We start from the raw sequence: 17,047 nt of genomic DNA, 5'->3' as shown, positions 1-17,047 counted from the left end.
AGGAAAGGGAACCATGTCGTCGTCCTACGTCGAGGACCCCGCCCCCGGTCACGGCAGCCTGCGCCCGCGCGCGCACTTCCGCTCGGACGCGCGCTCGCTGGAGCTGGGCGGCGACTGGCGTTTCCTGTTGTCCCCCAACATCTCCTCAGCCCCCGCGGGCATCGAGTACCCGGAGTTCGACGACTCCGGCTGGACCGACCTGCCGGTGCCCGCGCACTGGCAACTGCACGGCCACGGCAAACCCGCCTACACCAACGTCAACTACCCGTTCCCGGTCGACCCGCCGCGCGTCCCCTCGGACAATCCGACCGGCGACTACCGGCGGCTCTTCACCCTGGACGGGGACTGGCTCACCCAACCCGCCGTGCTGCGCTTCGACGGCATCGACTCCTGCGCCCGGATCTGGCTCAACGGCAACGAACTCGGCGTCACCAAGGGCAGCAGGCTGCCCAGTGAGTTCGAGGTCGGCCCGCTGCTGCGCGCGGGGGAGAACCTCCTGGTCGTGCGGGTGCACCAGTGGTCGGCGGCCAGCTACCTGGAAGACCAGGACATGTGGTGGCTCTCCGGCATCTTCCGCGCCGTCACCCTGCTGGCCCGCCCGGCCGGTGGCATCCCGGACTACTGGATCCACGCCGGCTACGACCACCACACCGGCCACGGCACGCTGTCGGTGGACACCGATCCGGCCGTGCGCCTGAGCATTCCTGAACTCGGCCTGCGCGACCACCCGGCCACCCAGTCGATCAGCTTCGACGCCGTTGAGCCGTGGAGTGCCGAGGAACCCCGCCTGTACCAAGGCGAACTGGCCACCGACGCCGAACGCGTCCAGGTCCGCATCGGCTTCCGGACAGTGTCCATTGAGGACGGTCAGGTCCAGGTCAACGGTCGGCGGGTCTTCTTCCGCGGTGTCAACCGGCACGAGCACCACCCCGACCACGGCCGCGCCGTCCCGCTGGAAACCGCCCGCGCCGATGTCGAACTGATGAAGCGGCACAACATCAACGCCGTCCGCACCAGCCACTACCCGCCCGACCCGGCCTTCCTGGAACTCTGCGACGAGTACGGCCTCTGGGTGATCGACGAATGCGACCTGGAAACCCACGGCTTCGACCGGTTCGGCTGGGACCGCAACCCCGGCGACGATCCACAGTGGCGCGACGCCTACCTGGACCGCATGCGCCGCATGGTGGAACGCGACAAGAACCACCCCAGCATCATCCTGTGGTCCCTCGGCAATGAGGGCCACACCGGCGCCAACTTCGCCCGCATGGCCCAGTGGACGCGGGACCGCGACCCCGGCCGCCCGATCCACTACGAAGGCGACCACGACTGCGCCTACGTCGATGTGTACAGCCGGATGTACGCCGACACCCAGGAGGTCGACCGGATCGGCCGCGGCGAGGTCGACAACCCACGCCACCGCGAACTCCCGTTCCTGCTCTGCGAATACGCCCACGCCATGGGCAACGGCCCCGGCGGCTTGCTCGAATACCGCGAACTCTTCGAGCGGCACCCGCGCTGCCAGGGCGGTTTCATCTGGGAATGGATCGACCACGGCCTGCGCCAGCACACCGCGGACGGCCGCGAGTACTTCGCCTACGGCGGCGACTTCGGCGAAACCATCCACGACGGCAACTTCGTCATCGACGGCCTGCTCTTCCCCGATCGCACCCCCTCACCCGGCCTGACCGAACTCGCCAAGATCTACGAACCAGTGCGGATCACCGCCACCACCAACGGCATCCGCATCGAGAACCACCACGACCACCGCACCCTGGACCACCTGTCTTTCCACTGGACCCTGGAAACCGAAGGCACCCCGGTAGCCCACGGCGAACTACCCGTCAACACCGTCCACTCCGGACAGTCCATCGACCTGCCTCTGCCCGAACTCCCGGCCACCCAAGGCGAAACCTGGCTCACCGTCCACGCCACCCTCGCCGCCGACACCCGCTGGGCCAAGGCCGGACACGTGATCGGCTGGGGCCAGCTCCCCATCACCCCGGCCACTCCACCCGTGCGCACCGGCGCGGTCCGGATCCTGCACGCGCCCACCGAACTACGCTTGGGCCTCGGCGGTTTCGACCCGCACACCGGCAGACTGACCAGCCTCGGCGGCCACCAGGTCACCGGCCCGCAGGTGGACCTGTGGCGGGCCACCACCGACAACGACCGCGGCGAACACCACCCGGACGCCACCGCCTGGCGCGCGGCCGGACTGCACCGCGTCCAGCACCGCATCGCGGAAGTCCACACCGGCGACACCCAGCTCCTGGTCCGCACCAGGGTCGCCCCGCCCGGCCTGGCCTTCGGCCTGCTCGCCGACTACCTCTGGACCGCCGACGCCGATTCACTGCGGCTGCGTGTCGACCTGGCCCCCGACGGCGAATGGCCGTGCACCCTGCCCCGCCTCGGCCTGCGCCTGGCCATCCCCGCCGCGTTCGACCGGGTCCAGTGGTTCGGCGGCGGCCCCGGCGAGGCCTACGCCGACAGCCGCCAGGCCGTCCGCATCGGCCGCCACACCGCCACCGTGGACGAACTCCAGACCCCGTACGTCTTCCCGCAGGAGAACGGCAACCGGATCGACGTCCGCTGGGCCGAACTGTCCACAGTGGATGGCCAGGTGCTGCGCATCGAAGGCTCGCCCACCTTCGACCTCACCGCCCGCCGCTGGACCACCGAGGACCTGGAAGCCGCCCGCCACACCACCGATCTGGCGCCCACAAACCAGATTCACCTCAACCTAGACCTGGCCCAGCACGGCCTCGGCACCAGCTCCTGCGGACCCGGCGTGCTGCCGCAGTACCGCCTGCACCCACGCAAGGCCGCCCTGGAGCTGGTCTTCCGGCTCTGAGCACTCCGCACCCCACCGGCGTGTTGGCCGTTGTCGTACCCAGTCTTGGCCGAACTGGTACGCCACTCGGCCAACACACCGTCCACAACGGCCAACACACCGTACGACAACGGCCAACACACCGTACGACAACGGCCAACACGGTGACGGTGGGCCGCTTGCTCAGCCTCGGGAGGGGTCCCGGGGGCGGCGTGGCTGAATGCCGGTCCCGGGATCGAGGAGTGGGGGAGCGGCGATGGTGAACACGGCGCGCAGGCTGCGGGTGATGGTCGTCGGCTGCCTCGCGGCCGGCCTCGCGCTGCTGGTGATCACGCTGGTCTTGGTGCTGACCGACAGCGGACCGGTGGCGATCGTGCCCGGCCTGCTCGGCTTCGTGTTGCTGCTGGTCGGGGTGCTGGTGGGCTGGACGGCACCGGCCAGGAGCAGACCGGCGCGAGCCTTGGCGCCCGGCGAGGTCCGCCGGTTCCGCAACCAGCGCCACTACTTCACCACCCTTATCCTGGCCATGGCCGGACTGTTCGGGATCGCGGGCGGCGCGGTCTTCGCGCTGGCGGGTCCATGGGCCGGTGGCCTCTTCGCCGGTGGGGCTGTGCTGGGCAGGCTGGCGTTCATCGTCTGGGTGCCGCCCAAGGGTGGCTGGCGCGGTTACCAGGTCAGCGCCGAAACCCTGATCATCCGCACCCCGGAGGATCAGCTCACCATCCCGTGGCCCGCGATCGGGCACCTGGTGCACCGGCCGGTGGCCACCAGCCAGGGTTTTGGCACCATGACGACCTACCACGACTACCTCGAAATCCACCTGGCCGCCCCGGCCGAGGGTTTCCTGGTCATCCACGGCGTGCGCAGGCAGGCCGCGCTGTCCAGGCTGATCATTGATCAGTGCCGGGAGCGCGTCGTGCGGGCACTGTGCGCCAGGTTCGCCCGCGACGGCGAAGTGGCGTACGGCCAGTTCCGCTTCGCCCGCGACGGGGTGCACGCGCCGGACGGATTCCTGCCGTGGGGCACCGAGTGGCAGGCCCGGCGCTTCTTCCACGAGGACGGCGTCCGGCTGACCGTCTACGGGCCAAAGGGCGCGGGCATCAACGGCTGGGTGCCGGTGGAGATGATCGCGCTGGACCTGTTGAACGCGCTCGACTCGCGGCCGCGCGGCTGACAGCAACCGGCCAGCACGGCCCGTTCCGGGCCTCCCGCTTGCGAGGCTGGCCTTGCAAAACAGACGGGAGGTGGGAAGTGCCGCATGCCCATTCCTGAACCCGCTGACGCGCAACTGTGGCCCCCGGTCCGGGCGCTCAGCGGCTGGCCGGAGACCAACGAGGACGCCATGCGCGAGCTGGCCACCGCCTGGCAGCGCGCGGGCGGCAAGTTCACCGAGGCCGGGTCCTACTCCCTCGCCGGGGTCAGCGCGGCCTGGCCGGACGCGGCGGGCCAGGCCTTCGGCACCCGCGCCCAGGGCACCCTCGATTCCGCGACCAGCTCCGCCACCGCCATGACCGGACTCGGCGCGCGGTCCGCCGCGTTCGGCGCCGAGGTCGCCGGGGTCAAGACCGCGATCACCGCGCTGATTGAGGCCAACAGCACCCGGTATGCGCTGATCGGCCTGCTGCCGCCGCCGCGACGACCGTGGCGCTCGGCGCCCTGGCCGAGCAGGCGGCCGGCGCCGACCGGGTGGCGCCGCTCCAGGTCAACAGCTCGCAGAACCCGCCTGGCGCCAAGGGTGGCTGGAATTCCCGGCCCGCCGACAACGGCAAGGGCACGGTGTACCAGCGGCCCGGCGCGAAGGGGAACGCGGACATGTTCCGCGACGCGAACCCGACGCCGCAATACCCCAACGGTTATGTGCGTTACTACAATGAACACGGCCAGCCGGTCGGCCTCGACGGCAAGCCTGGACCGAATTCGGCGACGCACATCCCGAAGAATCCCGACGGCAGCTATCCCGCACCGAAAGGCTGGTGACTGTGGATCTGGGCTTCCGCGGTCGTGCGCTGAACGCGATCACCATTGATTACACGGTACTGCTGTCCTTCGACGGCGGGTGCGAGGTGCGGGTGGAAAGCGAGTTCGCCCTCTACGACGCCGGTGTGTGGCAGCAGATCACCCCCGGTCTTGATCTCGGCGCGCTGGGGGACCGGCTGCAAGCGCTCACCGGAACCGTGGTGCAGGCAGCCTCGGCCGCCGAATCCGGCCTGCTGCTCATCGAGTTCGGCGACGATGCGGTGTTGCGGGTGGAGCCGGATGAGAACTATGAGGCATGGTCCTTCGCCGGACCCGACGGTGACAAGGTGATCTGCCTGCCGGGCGGCGAACTGGCGGTGTGGGCCGGGCAGTCCGGGAGCTAGATGCCCCAGAAGCGGATCAGGTGCTGTGCGGCGCAGATGTTGACGTCCAGCAGGTAGGCGCCCGCCGTGCCGCACTGGGCCGGGTCGACGGGCTGGCCGTGGCCCATGCCGGTGATGGTGAACTGCTCCACGCTCTCGCCGTACACCCGGTGCGGATAGCCCGCCACGGTGTCGGTGCGGTCGGGGATCTGGTCGGTGCCGTGGGCATCTGTCCACTGCTCCACCAACTCGGTGGCGTTGCGCGGGGCCACGGTGAAGTCCGCGCTGCCCTGCCAGATCGACACCTTCGGCCGGGGGCCGGTGTGCGGACTGGCCGCGCGGACCTTGTCGCCCCATTGGGCCGGGGTGAGGTCGCGGCCGGGGTTCATGCAGCCGAACGCGGTGAGCACTGAAGTTGCGCACTGGTAAGGGATTCCGGCGATGATGCCGCCACCGGCGAACACCTCCGGGTAGGTGGCGAGCATGGCCGCGGTCATCGCGCCGCCCGCGGACAGACCGGTGACGTACGCGGTGCTGGAACCGTTGTCCTGCTTGGCCTTGTCCACCATTTGCTTGATGGACAAGGCTTCCCCTGCGTCGCGGCGGGTGTCGCCCGGCTCGAACCAGTTGAAGCACAGATTGAGGTTGTTCGCCGAGCGCTGCTGCGGGAACACCACGGTGAACCTCGCCCGCTCGGCCAGTTGCGGCCAGCCGGTGTTCGCGTAGGCGGCGGCGGTCTGGGTGCAGCCGTGCAACGCCACCACCACCGGACGGCCCGGCGGCAACCCGGCGGGCACGTAGCGGAACATCTGCAGATTCCCGGGATTGCTGCCGAATCCGGTGACCTCGGGCAGCGTGGCCGCGGCGGCCGGTCGGGGCAGGGTGATCAGGAACAGCGCGACGGCGGCCACTGCCGCGAGCACCTGGGTGACGGGACGGCGGTTCGGCATGGCACTCCTCCACGGTGCGGCGTGCTGTGATGGTAGGAAGGCCGAGGCCGGGTTGTCGCTGGTGCGGCACAACACTGTTCGGGCATCTTGGATGTGGCCGCGGCACAGGGTGATCGCGCCGGAAGTGTGTCGCGGCCACATGGCGCGGTGGACAACGGGTGCTTACCGTGGGGTCCCGCGTTGATGGAGGGTGGCCATGCGAAGGAACCTCGCCGTTGCGGTGCTGACCTTGGCACTGACCGCGACCGCACTCCCAGTCGCGCACGCGCAGTCCACCAGCTGTGCCGGACTGGTCGGCACCACCATCCCGGCACGGGTCATCGGCCTGCCCAGCTCCGGCGGCGAAGTCACCGCCGCACAACTAATCCCGCCTGCCGGGCCGGTCGGCGAATACTGCCGGGTCGAGGCCGCGATCCACCCGGTGGACCACGCGGCCCCGGACATCCGGTTCCGGCTCGGCCTGCCGACCCGGTGGAACCACAAGGCGATGATGTTCGGCGGCGGCGGGTACAACGGCACCATCCCCGACATCGCGGGCACCGTACCGTTCGGCCCCGCCGACCAGCCCGGCCCGCTCGCTCGCGGCTACGCCACCTTCGCCAGCGACTCCGGCCACCAGGCCGCGCCCGACTTCCAGCCGACCCGGTCCCTGGACGGCTCCTTCGGCCGCAACGACGAAGCACTGCGCAACTTCGCCGGCGACGCGCTCAAGAAGACCCACGACGCAGCCAGATCCGTTATCGCCCAGCACTATTCCGGCGCGCGGCCAGTGCACAGCTACTTCGCCGGCGGCTCCACCGGAGGCCGCGAGGCCCTGGCCGTCGCCCAGCGCTGGCCCGCCGATTTCGACGGCGTGCTCTCGGCCTACCCGGCCTGGAACGCCGCCAGCCTGGACCTATTCTTCGGCTACCAGGCCCAAATCCTGTCCCAGCCGGGCGCGTTTCCCAGTCCGGCCAAGCAATCCCTGCTGCACCGCGCGGTGCTCGACGCCTGCGACGGCGAGGACGGGCTGCGCGACGGGGTGGTGTCCAACGAAGCGGGCTGCCACTTCGACCCGCGTGCGCTGCGCTGCCCCGACGGTACCGATCACGGCGACTCTTGCCTGTCCGACAAGCAGATCCAGTCCGTGACAGCGATGTCCGCGCCACTGCGGTGGCACTACCGGATCGCCAGCGGCGAGACCGGCTACCCGGGATTCCCGTTCCGCTCCGGCGCGACCATGTCCACCGCCCTGCTCGGCCTGGGCAGCCAGGCCCCGGCCAACCCGATGCCCAAAACCAGCGGGTACGGCGTGCAGTTCTGGGACCAGTGGGTCCGGCATTTCCTCACCAGGGACCCCGCGCACAACCCGCTCGCCATCGACCCCCGGCAGCCCGGCCCGTGGCGGCACCGCATCAGCGAGCTGTCCGCGTTGCAGGACATCAACAATCCCGACCTGCGACCGTTCGCCCGGGCCGGTGGCAAGCTGATCCTGCTGCACGGCACGGCCGACGAGCTGGTCAGCCATCGGTCCACAGTGGACTACTTCAGCCGCGTGCAACGGGTCATGGGCGAGCAGGACGTACGTCGCTTCGCCCGGTTCTACCTGGTGCCGGGCGCCAACCACGCCAACGTCACCCCCGCGTTCGCGGCGGGCTGGGATTCGCTGACCGCCCTGGAGAACTGGGTGGAAGGCCACCGCCCGCCGCGGCATCCGGTGGTCAGCGACAAGAACCCGGCCGCCGCCGGGCGCACCCGTCCGCTGTGCGAATCCCCGGCCTGGCCCCGGTATCGCGGCGGCGACCCCGATGCCGCCCGCAGCTTCGAGTGCACCTGGCCCTAGACTGGGGGCACCTGGGGAGGTCGAGGCGTGTGATCAACGGTGACCGGGAACTGGCACAGCGAGTACAGTCGCAACTGGGCAGGCGGCACCCCGTCTTCGCCGTGGCCACCGTCAAGTCCGGCGAGATCAGCGTGGCCGGGGTCGGCGCGGACCTGACCGCGGACTTCGAGCTCGGCTCGATCAGCAAGGGCGTCACCGGCCTGCTCTACGCCGACGCCCTGGCCCGCGAGCAGATCGCCTCCGCCACCACCCTCGGCGACCTGCTGCCGCTCGGTCCGGCCCCGGCCGCCGGGCTGACCCTCGCCGCGGTCAGCACGCACCACTCCGGCCTGCCCCGGCTGGCGCCCACCGGTTCCCTGCTACGCAAGACGATCGCGCTGTGGCGGCACGGCGCCAACCCCTACGGCGAAACCCTGGCCGAGCTGCTCACCTGCCTCGACCGCGTCCAGCCTGCCAAACCGCGCTTCCGCTACTCCAACCTCGGCTACGAACTACTAGGCCACGCCCTGGCCCGCGCGGCCCGGACCAGCTATCCGGACCTGCTCCGCCAGCGGATCACCGAACCCCTTGGCCTGCAACACTTCTACCTACCCGAGACGCCCTACCAGATCCGGCCGGGAGCCGTGGTGGGCCGCAGTAAATCGGGGCGGCCGCGCGAGCCGTGGACCGGCGAGGCAGTCGGCCCCGCCGGGGGCATCCGCGCCTCGATCCAGGACATGGCGACGCTGACCGCCGCGCTGCTCGCCGGTTCCGCGCCCGGGATCGCCGCGCTGGACCCGGTGACCGACCTGGCCGGCCCCCGGGTCCGCATCGGCGCCGCCTGGCTCACCCAGCTGCACCAGGGCCGCGAGATCACCTGGCACAACGGCGGCACCGGCGGCTTCCGCACCTGGCTCGGCCTGGACCGCGCCGCGTCCACCGGCGTCGTGCTCCTCTCGGCAACCGCAGCCTCAGCAGACCGCACCGGCTTCGCCCTACTGACCCAGCTCGCCACCTAAACGCACCGTGTTGGCCGTTCCGGACGGTGTGTTGGCCGTTGTGGACGGCGAGTTGGCCCAACTGGTACGCCGGTTTGGCTGAAGTGGGCGTACCGGTTGGCCCAAGTGGTACAGGACGTCGCCAGTTCGGCCAAGACTGGGTACGACAACGGCCAACACGCCGGTGGGTCAGGACTGGCCGAGCAGGGTCAGCAGGTGCTGGATCTGGGCGGTGCGGGACTGCACGATCCGGTCCGCCAGTTGTTTGGCCTGCGGGTTGCGTCCGTCCTTGAGTTCGGTGCGGGCCATCTCCACCGCGCCGTGCTGATGTCCGGTCAGCACGTTGACCGCGTCCCGGTCGAAGGTCGGGCCGCCCTTGGCCAGGGCGTTGATGACCTCCTTGGAGGTCGCGGGCATGCCGCCGTGGTGGGCGTGCGCGTTCGGGTCGGTGTCCGCCTCGGCCGGTTTGCCCCAGGCCCGCAGCCAGGCGGTCATGCTCTCCGCCTCGCTGACCTGGGTCGCCTCCACCGCCGCGGCCAGGTCCCGGATCTCCTTGCGGGTGGCCTTGGTCTTGGCCAGCCGCGCGATCTCCACCGCCTGCCCGTGGTGCGGGATCATCATCTGCAGGAACATCACGTCGGCGTCGTTGTGGTCCGCGCCCGCGGCGGTGGGTGCGGCGGCCCGGTTCGACGACGACGGCGGTGCGGTCGGGCCGGGGCCGGGGCTCGCGCACCCGGCGAACACCAACGCGCCCAACAGGATCGGGACGAGCGTGGCACGGTTCACGATGACTGCCTTTCCTGGCGGGCCCGCGCCCCCGGCGGCTGGGGCGCGAGCCTGCGTGCCGTGATCAGACCTGTTGCCACAGGGCAGGGGTGTTCGGCGGTTCCCAGCCGGGCAGCGCGGTGTGCGCCAGCGTGCAGCGATAGGTCGAGCCGTTGTAGGTGACCTGGCTGCCCACCTGGTAGGCGGTGTTCGCCGCCCAGGTCCCGCCGGGCGGCGGCGTCGCGGTCGTGGTGGGAGTGGTGGTCCTGGTGGTCGGACTGGTGGTGGGCGTGCCACCGCCGCCGATCTGCAGGTCGACACAGGCGTAGAAGGCCATGGGCGTGTCGCCGATGTTCCAGATCGCCAGCAGCTTCTGCCTGCCGGTCGCGCCACCCAGGTTCACCGTGTGCGAGACGGTCGGCGGTGGTTGCGTGTTGCCGCCGTCGACCAGCGCGATCCGCTGGCCGTTGAGGTAGTACTCGTAGTCGCGGGTGCGGTGCCGGGCGGTGAAGGTCCAGGTGAAGTTCACCGTGTTGCCGACCGAGGTCGCCTTCCAGCCCTTGCCGTCATCGTCGAGGTCGGCGAACGGCGCGTTGCCACCACTGCAACTGCGCAGTCCCTTGGGCCCCTCCACACTCTGCGGTTCGTACTTGATCGGCCCACAGGGCACGGTGCCCTGCGCGCACTGGGCCTGCCGGCTCGGCGGGGAGGAGATGTAGCCGTGCGCGAAGGCCGAACTCGCGGGCAGGACCACGAGCAGGAACGGGGTGATGCCGATGGCGGCCGTGGCCATCGCGAGGAAACGTCTGAGCTTCATTGGATCAGCTCCCAGCGTCGCGGCCCGACCTACAGGGGTGATCGGGCCGCCGGTGCGCACAACGCCGTGTCCCGTCGCGCGCGGTCAACAGGTGCCTGCGCCGGTCGAACCGGCACCGCGGAACGGGGAACGCGGACACACACGCCACTCGCTCCGCTCTCGCGTCCGCGGCGACGGCCAAGGCCGATTGCCGGGACACGGACGGCGGCGGCGGGTCCGTGCGTCACTCAGTGTGACGTGGTCTAGACCATAAATGACCTGTGGGTTCACGTCAAGGAACAGCCCGGTCAGCCCGCTGGACGCCGACGGGGCTCACCACGGGATGGTCTGGTCCAGGGCATCCGGGCCGCGGAAGACGCCGGTGGGACCGTCCGCGGGGAGGGTGGCGAGCCCAACCGGGACAACGGCGCCCTCGGCCGGACCGCGGTTGCCGCGGGGGAAGGTCGCGGCGGCGTTGCCGTCGGTCCGCACCAGGCCGGGGCTGGTCGCGTTGACCTTGATGCCCTCGGCGCGCAGGGCGTCGGCGTAGCCCAGGGTCAGCGCGTTGAGCGCGGCCTTGGAGGTGCTGTAGGCGAGCAGATTCTTGGCGGAGAACGGGCTGGCCGGGTCGCTGAGCAGGCCGAGCGAGCCGAGGCCGCTGGACATGTTGACGATCCGCGGGTTCCCGGAGCGGCGCAGCAACGGCACACAGGCCGCGGTCACGGTGACCACGCCGAACACGTTGACCTCGAACACCTCGCGCAGCTGCGCGGCCGTGACCTCCTCGGTCCGGACACCCCACTCGACCACGATCCCGGCATTGTTGACCAGCACATCCAGCCGCCCCGCCACCGCCTCGATCCCGGCCACGGCCGCCCGGACCGAGTCCACGTCGGTCACATCGAGCCGCACGAACCGGATGTCCCCGCCCGATTCCCCCTGCTGTGCCACCAGTTCCGCCACCGCCGCCTGCCCACGCTCGGCATCCCGGGCACCGAGGTACACGGTGTAACCCTGGAGCGCGAGCTGCCGGACGATCTCCCGGCCGATGCCCTTGTTGGCGCCGGTCACCAGCGCTACCTCATTCGCCTGCATACCGCCCACTCCAGCCGCTCAGCCGCCGTAAGGCCAAGACCAATCCGGTGCCACGCCATACCCTGGCGGTATGCCCGACCCGGAGATCCGCGAACTGCGCTACTTCCACGCGGTCGCCGAGGACCGCAACATCACCCACGCCGCCGCCCGACTCGGCATCGCCCAGCCCCCGCTGTCCCGGGCCATGCGCCAACTGGAACGCCGGCTCGGCGTCGCGCTCTTCGACCGCACCGGCCCCCGCCTGACCCTGACCGAAGCCGGCGAGACCCTGCTCAAGGAAGCCACCGTGGTGCTCGGCGCCCTGGACGCGGCGGTCCGCCGGACCCGGCGCGCGGCCCAGTCCGGCCACGGCCTGGTGGTCACTGTGTACCCGGGCGTGGTCACCGAGTTGCTGCACCAGCTCAAGGTCCGGTTCCACGCCGACCCGGCCGCCCCGGAGATCGAGATCCTGCTCAGCGAGTTCGGCGCCCAGGCCGACCTGCTCCGGGACGGCCGCGCGGACGTGGCGATCGCCTCCTGCGTCAACACCCGAGGCCTGGACACCGAACCCCTGCACACCGAACCCCGCGTCGCCGCTCTCCCCGCCACCCACCCCCTGGCCCAGCGCGCCACCCTGACCACCGCCGACCTGGCCACCGAACCAGCACCGCGCTGGCGCGACCCGGCCACCATTGACCGCGACTACTGGCTGGGCAACCCCGACCGCCCGGCCGACGGCCCGGTGGTGCGGGACAGCGCGCAACTGCTGGAGGTGGTGGCGCTGGGACAGGCGCTGGCGCTGGTGCCGGCCTCGCTGGCGGCGCGCAATGTCCGGCCGGACGTGATCTACCGGCCGGTGCTGGACGCGGCCCCATACCAGACCCTGCTGCTCTGGCCGGAGAACAGCCGGTCGCCGTGGATCGCCCGGTTCGTGCGTATGGCACTGGAGCTGGCGGCGGCCCGGGACGTGTGAGCACGGTTGTGGTGCTGGGGTCAAGGGATGCTTCGCGCGCATCTACCGAACGGTTGGTAGCTGGGCAGAACCGCCAGGCGCCGGGCCGGGCTCGCGAGCACCGGTCGCCGCCGGACCTCCTGAGCGTTCGGGTGCTGCCTGGCGCAGCGGCTGTTCGGCGCCCCAGCCACCAGCACCGATCCGGCGAGCGCACCGCGTTGCTGATCTTCGGTACCCTCCGATGTCATGAGGTCACCGAATGTCACGTGAGCCCCAGCCCAACCAGCTCAGCACCACCCTGGCCAACCACACCATCCCCTTGCACAGCACCAACCCCGGCCACGCCCTCGACGACCTGACCCCCCTGACCGCCGCGCTCGACGGCGTCCGGGTCGTCGGACTCGGCGAGGCCACCCACGGCACCCGGGAGTTCTTCACCCTCAAGCACCGCCTGGTCGAATTCCTGGTGACCCAGTTGGGGTTCACCGTCTTCGCCATCGAGGCGGGCTGGTCCGCCTGCCGAGCCGTGGACGACTACGTGGTGCACGGCACCGGATCCGCCGCCGAGGTCCTCGCCAAGCTCGGCTACTGGACCTGGGACACTGAGGAGGTCCTCGCGCTGATCGAATGGCTGCGCGCGCACAACGCGGACCTGCCCCTCGGACAACGCGTGCGCTTCCGCGGGGTCGACCCGGTGCTGGAACGCGCGGGCACCGAGGCGATCGCCGGGTATCTGGACACAGTGGACAGTGCGCGGGCCACCGCGTTCCGGGGCGCGGTCAAGGCGTTGCGGGCGGAGTTCACCAAGCTCAGCGTCGGCCGGATCATCAGCGAGGCGTTCCGGCAGCTCTGGCGGAAGATCCCCGGAGTGCGGCCGGGTGCGGCCCAGTCCGAGGTGCTCGCGGCGCGGGCGGTGGTGGCCGAGACGGTGGCCTGGCTGGCCGCGCACCCCGCCGACAACGACGGGTGGCGGGAGGCCGAGTGGCATGCCTGGGCGGTGGACCGGGCCGCGGAGATCCGGACCTTGCCGACGCTGGGACAGGCCGGGGGACACCTGCGGGACCGGACCATGGCCGAGGCGTTGCGGCGGATCCTGGCCGAACCCGGCGCGCGGGCGATGGTGTGGGCGCACAACGGACATCTGGCTGCCGCCACCCGCTCCGGCAAGGAAGCCGCGCTCGGCGCCGAACTGCGCGACTGGCTCGGCGACGGCTACTACGCGCTCGCGCTGGTGACCAACCAGGGCGGGTTCCAGGCCATGAAACTGGGTACCAGCGAGCTGGCCGAGTTCGAGCTGGACCCGGCCGAGGCCGGCACCCTGGAATGGCAGCTCGCCCAGGCCGGGGGTGATCACCTCCTGGACCTGCGGGCCGCGGGCGCGGATCCGGTGCTGCGCGAGTGGCTGGACGGAAAACAGCGGATGCGCGCCTACGGATCGGTGATCGGGTTCTGGCCCGCGCTGAAGAAGGAGACCGTGTCCGTGCGGCTGGGCGCGGAGTTCGACGGCATCGCCTACCTGGACCGCACCACCCGCGCCCGGCCACGCACCGACGCCGACCGGAAATCGGGTGCGGACAGCCGAGGCGGTGGTGTCTGATCCGGGGATGGCGATCGTGATGGGCAGGCCGGATGTCGACGGGCTGAGGGCGGCCGTGCACGCGCTGCGGGACTGGCAGTACGACGGCGCGCCCATGCAACTGCACCCCGGCGACCTGGGCTGGTACTGGCGGTCCGGCGCCGAGGCCACCGCCGCGGCGGTGCGCGCCTGGCGCCGGGACGGACGACTGCTCGCCATCGGACTCCTCGATGGCCCGGACCTGTTGCGGCTGACCATCGAACCCTCGGCGCACCAGGACGAAAAGCTGGCCCGGCAACTGGTCGCCGACCTGGCCGACCCGGCCCGCGGCGTGCTGCCCACGGGCGCGGTCTACCTCGAAGCGCCCACCGCTCCACTGGTAAAGGACCTGCTCGCCGCGAACGGCTGGCACGCCGACGAGCCGTGGACGCCGCTGCGCCGCGACCTCACCGAGCCGGTGCCGGACCCGGGCGTGCGGATCGAGGTGATCGGACCGGAGCGGGCGCACGTGCAGGCCGCCGTGCTCCGGTCCGCCTTCGACAGCTCGAAGTTCACCGGCGAACGCTGGCACGCGATGGCCGCCGGTCTGCCTTACGCCGACGCGCGGTGCCTGGTCGCCCACGACGTCCAGGGCAACGCGGTGGCGGCGGTGACCGTGTGGTCGGCCGGTCCGGGCAAGCCGGGGGTACTGGAGCCGATGGGGGTGCACCGGGACCACCGCGGTCACGGCCACGGCACCGCGATCAGCCTCGCCGCGGCCGCCGCACTCCGGGAACTGGGCGCCAGCAGCGCGATCGTGTGCACCCCGGCCGCCAACGCCGGCGCGGTCGCCACCTACCGGTCAGCGGGCTTTCAGCCGCTGCCCGATCGCCTGGACCAACGCCGGGACGCCTGAAGTTCCGCCTCCGCCGTCGAGTTGGGCCAAGTGGTACGCCCACTTGGGCCAACTCGGCGTACGACTTGGGCCAACTCGGCGTCCACAACGGCCAACACACCGTACGACAACGGCCAACACGGGGTGGGTGGGTTAGCCGGCGCGTTGGGTTAGGCCGGGGGAGCGGTGGAACTCGGCTTCGAGGGTGGGGTCTTCCAGTTCGGCGAGGGTTCGGGCGTATTCCTTGACCAGGTCGTGTAGTAGGTAGCGGCCGGGGGCGGACTCGGTGAGCAAGTGGTTGTCGTACAGGCGTTCCAGGCCGTGCCGGGTTTCCGCCGCGGTCAGCCCGGCCAGCACCGAGGTGGTCGGCAGGTCCACCTCGACGCCGGCGGACAGGCCCAGGCAGCGGAACAGCCGCCGTCCTTCGGCGGGCAGGCCGCGGTAGGAGCGGTCGAACGCGGCGGTGAGCGTGACGTTCTCCGCGTGCAGCTCGCTGAGCCGGGTCCGCGCCGAGGCCAGCAGATCGGCCAGGTAGCGGTCGGTCCAGCGCGGGTGGTGGCGCACCCGGCCGGCCAGCAGGGTGATCGCCAGTGGCAGCCCGCCGCACAGCGACACCAGCTGCCGGGTCGCGGCCGGATCGGCCGGTTGCTCGCGCGGGCCCGTCAGGTGCTGGAACAGCCGGGCGGCCTGTTCCAGCGGCAGCGGGTTCAGCTCCAGCGACCGCACCCCCTCCAGTGCGCTCAGCCGCCGCCTGCTGGTGATCAGGACCTGGCAGCGGCCCGGCCCCGGCAACAGCGGCCGGACCTGCTCGTGCCCGGCTGCGTCATCGAGCACCAGCAGCATTCGCTTGTCCCGCAACGACTCCCGCCACAGCGCGGCCCGTCCGTGCTCGGTGTCCGGCATCGCCGCGGCTGGCAACCCGGCCGCGTCCAGCAGCCCGCCCAGCGCGGCGTGCGCGGACAAGGGCTCCTGACCGGTGGCAAAAGCGTTGAGCCGCAGGAAGATCGTGCCGTCCGGGTAGTCCGGGGCGAGCAGCCGGGCGGCCCGTACGGCCAGGGTGGTCTTGCCGATGCCGGGCATCCCGTCCAGCACGTGGATCTCCGCCTCGGCCGCGGACCCGGTGAGTCGCCGCAGCTCGGCGTCCCGGCCGGTGAAGGAGAGCGGGTCGGCAGGCAGCTGTTCCACCGCCACCGCCGGGGTGATCACCACCGGCGGGCAGGCCCGGCGCGGCGGCGCGGACAGTTCCGGATCCCGGGTCAGGATGCGCTGGTGCAGGCCGCGTAACGCGGGGCCGGGGTCGATGCCGAGCTGGTCGGCCAGTGCGGTGCGGGCCTCCTGGAACACACCCAGGGCCTCGGCCTGCCTGCCCGAGCGGTACAGCGCGAGCATCAGCAACTCCCGCAACCGTTCCCGCAGCGGATTGCGGGTCACCAGCGCGGTCAGCTCGGCCACCACCGAGCGGTGTTCACCACGGTCCAGCGACAGCGCCGCGGACAGTTCCTGGGCCAGCAGCCGGGACTCCCGTAATCGCAGCCGGTGCGCGTGCAGATAGGGACTGTCCAATCCGCTGAACGGCTCACCGCGCCAGCGGCCCAGCGCCGAAGTGACCGATTCGGTAGCCGCGGCCAGCCGCCCGGCCCGCTGGTGCTCCTGGGCGGCGTCCAGTTCCTGCTCGAAGACCAGCGCGTCCAGTTGATCGGGCGCGCCGCGCAACAGGTAGCCCGCGTCGGTGCGCAGCACCACCGAATCCCGGTCGTGCGTGGCGCCGGCCGGCCGCAGCGCGCGGCGCAACCGGCTGATGTTGGTCTGCACCGTGTTGCGCGCCCCCTGCGGCGGCGAGTCCGCCCACACCGCCTCCACCAGTGCCTCCACCGGCACCGGCTGGTTCATCCGGGTGAGCAGAACCGCGAGAACCGCCTGTTGCCGGGACCAGCCCAGCTCGATGTCCACCGGACCGCGGCGCGCGGCCAGCGCGCCAAGTACCTCGCAGTACAGCCTGTTGTCGCGTTCGGGCACGTCAAACCCCCAATTAGCACAGGAGGAGGACACCATAGCGCGCTGGTACTGGGGAAGGCACTACTCACAGTAA

General features: G+C 71.2%; 14 protein-coding genes and 1 pseudogene. 10 read left to right on the top strand and 5 right to left on the bottom strand.

The window, feature by feature from the left end; genetic code table 11:
- Positions 1-13: 13 nt before the first annotated feature.
- The 5 genes and pseudogenes from ACTOWY_RS16575 (at position 14) to ACTOWY_RS16555 (ending at position 5,193) form a co-directional block, all read left to right on the top strand.
- Positions 14-2,854, top strand: coding sequence for a glycoside hydrolase family 2 TIM barrel-domain containing protein (locus ACTOWY_RS16575; protein WP_441310511.1), 2,841 nt, complete (start codon positions 14-16; stop codon positions 2,852-2,854).
- A 235-nt stretch (positions 2,855-3,089) separates the two neighbouring features.
- A complete protein-coding gene (locus ACTOWY_RS16570; RefSeq protein WP_441310510.1) occupies positions 3,090-4,007 on the top strand; it encodes a hypothetical protein in 918 nt (305 codons plus the stop codon).
- 84 nt (positions 4,008-4,091) lie between these two features.
- Positions 4,092-4,403, top strand: a pseudogene (locus ACTOWY_RS16565) (WXG100-like domain-containing protein); the annotation flags it as partial.
- 71 nt (positions 4,404-4,474) lie between these two features.
- A complete protein-coding gene (locus tag ACTOWY_RS16560) occupies positions 4,475-4,810 on the top strand; it encodes a hypothetical protein (protein WP_441310737.1) in 336 nt (111 codons plus the stop codon).
- Positions 4,807-5,193, top strand: a complete 387-nt coding sequence (locus ACTOWY_RS16555; protein ID WP_441310509.1) for a DUF6188 family protein — start codon at positions 4,807-4,809, stop codon at positions 5,191-5,193. The genes ACTOWY_RS16560 and ACTOWY_RS16555 overlap by 4 nt, the downstream gene beginning before the upstream one ends.
- On the opposite strand, the gene ACTOWY_RS16550 is transcribed toward ACTOWY_RS16555, so the two are convergent.
- Positions 5,190-6,122, bottom strand: coding sequence for an extracellular catalytic domain type 1 short-chain-length polyhydroxyalkanoate depolymerase (locus ACTOWY_RS16550; protein WP_441310508.1), 933 nt, complete (start codon positions 6,120-6,122; stop codon positions 5,190-5,192). The genes ACTOWY_RS16555 and ACTOWY_RS16550 overlap by 4 nt on opposite strands.
- A 196-nt stretch (positions 6,123-6,318) precedes the next feature.
- On the opposite strand from ACTOWY_RS16550, the gene ACTOWY_RS16545 reads away from it, so the two are divergent.
- Both ACTOWY_RS16545 and ACTOWY_RS16540 read left to right on the top strand, forming a co-directional pair.
- A complete protein-coding gene (locus ACTOWY_RS16545; RefSeq protein WP_441310507.1) occupies positions 6,319-7,944 on the top strand; it encodes a tannase/feruloyl esterase family alpha/beta hydrolase in 1,626 nt (541 codons plus the stop codon).
- Positions 7,945-7,973: 29 nt separating this feature from the next.
- A complete protein-coding gene (locus ACTOWY_RS16540) occupies positions 7,974-8,942 on the top strand; it encodes a serine hydrolase domain-containing protein (RefSeq protein WP_441310506.1) in 969 nt (322 codons plus the stop codon).
- 168 nt (positions 8,943-9,110) lie between these two features.
- On the opposite strand, the gene ACTOWY_RS16535 is transcribed toward ACTOWY_RS16540, so the two are convergent.
- The 3 genes from ACTOWY_RS16535 to ACTOWY_RS16525 form a co-directional block, all read right to left on the bottom strand.
- On the bottom strand, positions 9,111-9,707 hold the full coding sequence (locus ACTOWY_RS16535; RefSeq protein WP_441310505.1) for a DUF305 domain-containing protein: 597 nt from the start codon (positions 9,705-9,707) through the stop codon (positions 9,111-9,113).
- Positions 9,708-9,771: 64 nt separating this feature from the next.
- Positions 9,772-10,503 carry a lytic polysaccharide monooxygenase gene (locus tag ACTOWY_RS16530; RefSeq protein WP_441310504.1) on the bottom strand — a complete coding sequence of 244 codons (732 nt, stop codon included), beginning with the start codon at positions 10,501-10,503 and terminating at the stop codon, positions 9,772-9,774.
- Positions 10,504-10,815: 312 nt separating this feature from the next.
- Positions 10,816-11,577, bottom strand: coding sequence for an SDR family NAD(P)-dependent oxidoreductase (locus ACTOWY_RS16525; protein WP_441310503.1), 762 nt, complete (start codon positions 11,575-11,577; stop codon positions 10,816-10,818).
- A gap of 70 nt (positions 11,578-11,647) precedes the next feature.
- Between ACTOWY_RS16525 and ACTOWY_RS16520 the strand changes: the two genes are divergently transcribed.
- The 3 genes from ACTOWY_RS16520 (at position 11,648) to ACTOWY_RS16510 (ending at position 14,979) form a co-directional block, all read left to right on the top strand.
- Entirely contained in the window at positions 11,648-12,529 is an 882-nt protein-coding gene (locus ACTOWY_RS16520; protein ID WP_441310502.1) for a LysR family transcriptional regulator, read from the top strand.
- Positions 12,530-12,767: 238 nt separating this feature from the next.
- Positions 12,768-14,105: an erythromycin esterase family protein gene (locus ACTOWY_RS16515; protein WP_441310501.1), complete on the top strand. Its 1,338-nt coding sequence runs from the start codon at positions 12,768-12,770 to the stop codon at positions 14,103-14,105.
- Positions 14,106-14,112: 7 nt separating this feature from the next.
- Positions 14,113-14,979 carry a GNAT family N-acetyltransferase gene (locus ACTOWY_RS16510; RefSeq protein WP_441310500.1) on the top strand — a complete coding sequence of 289 codons (867 nt, stop codon included), beginning with the start codon at positions 14,113-14,115 and terminating at the stop codon, positions 14,977-14,979.
- A gap of 132 nt (positions 14,980-15,111) precedes the next feature.
- Here ACTOWY_RS16510 and ACTOWY_RS16505 read toward each other — a convergent pair whose 3' ends face one another.
- Positions 15,112-16,974: a BTAD domain-containing putative transcriptional regulator gene (locus tag ACTOWY_RS16505; RefSeq protein ID WP_441310499.1), complete on the bottom strand. Its 1,863-nt coding sequence runs from the start codon at positions 16,972-16,974 to the stop codon at positions 15,112-15,114.
- Positions 16,975-17,047 lie beyond the last annotated feature (73 nt).

Source organism: Crossiella sp. CA198 (assembly GCF_052078295.1).
Taxonomy (GTDB): Bacteria; Actinomycetota; Actinomycetes; order Mycobacteriales; family Pseudonocardiaceae; genus Crossiella.
This window is presented reverse-complemented; position numbering and strand designations above follow the sequence as displayed.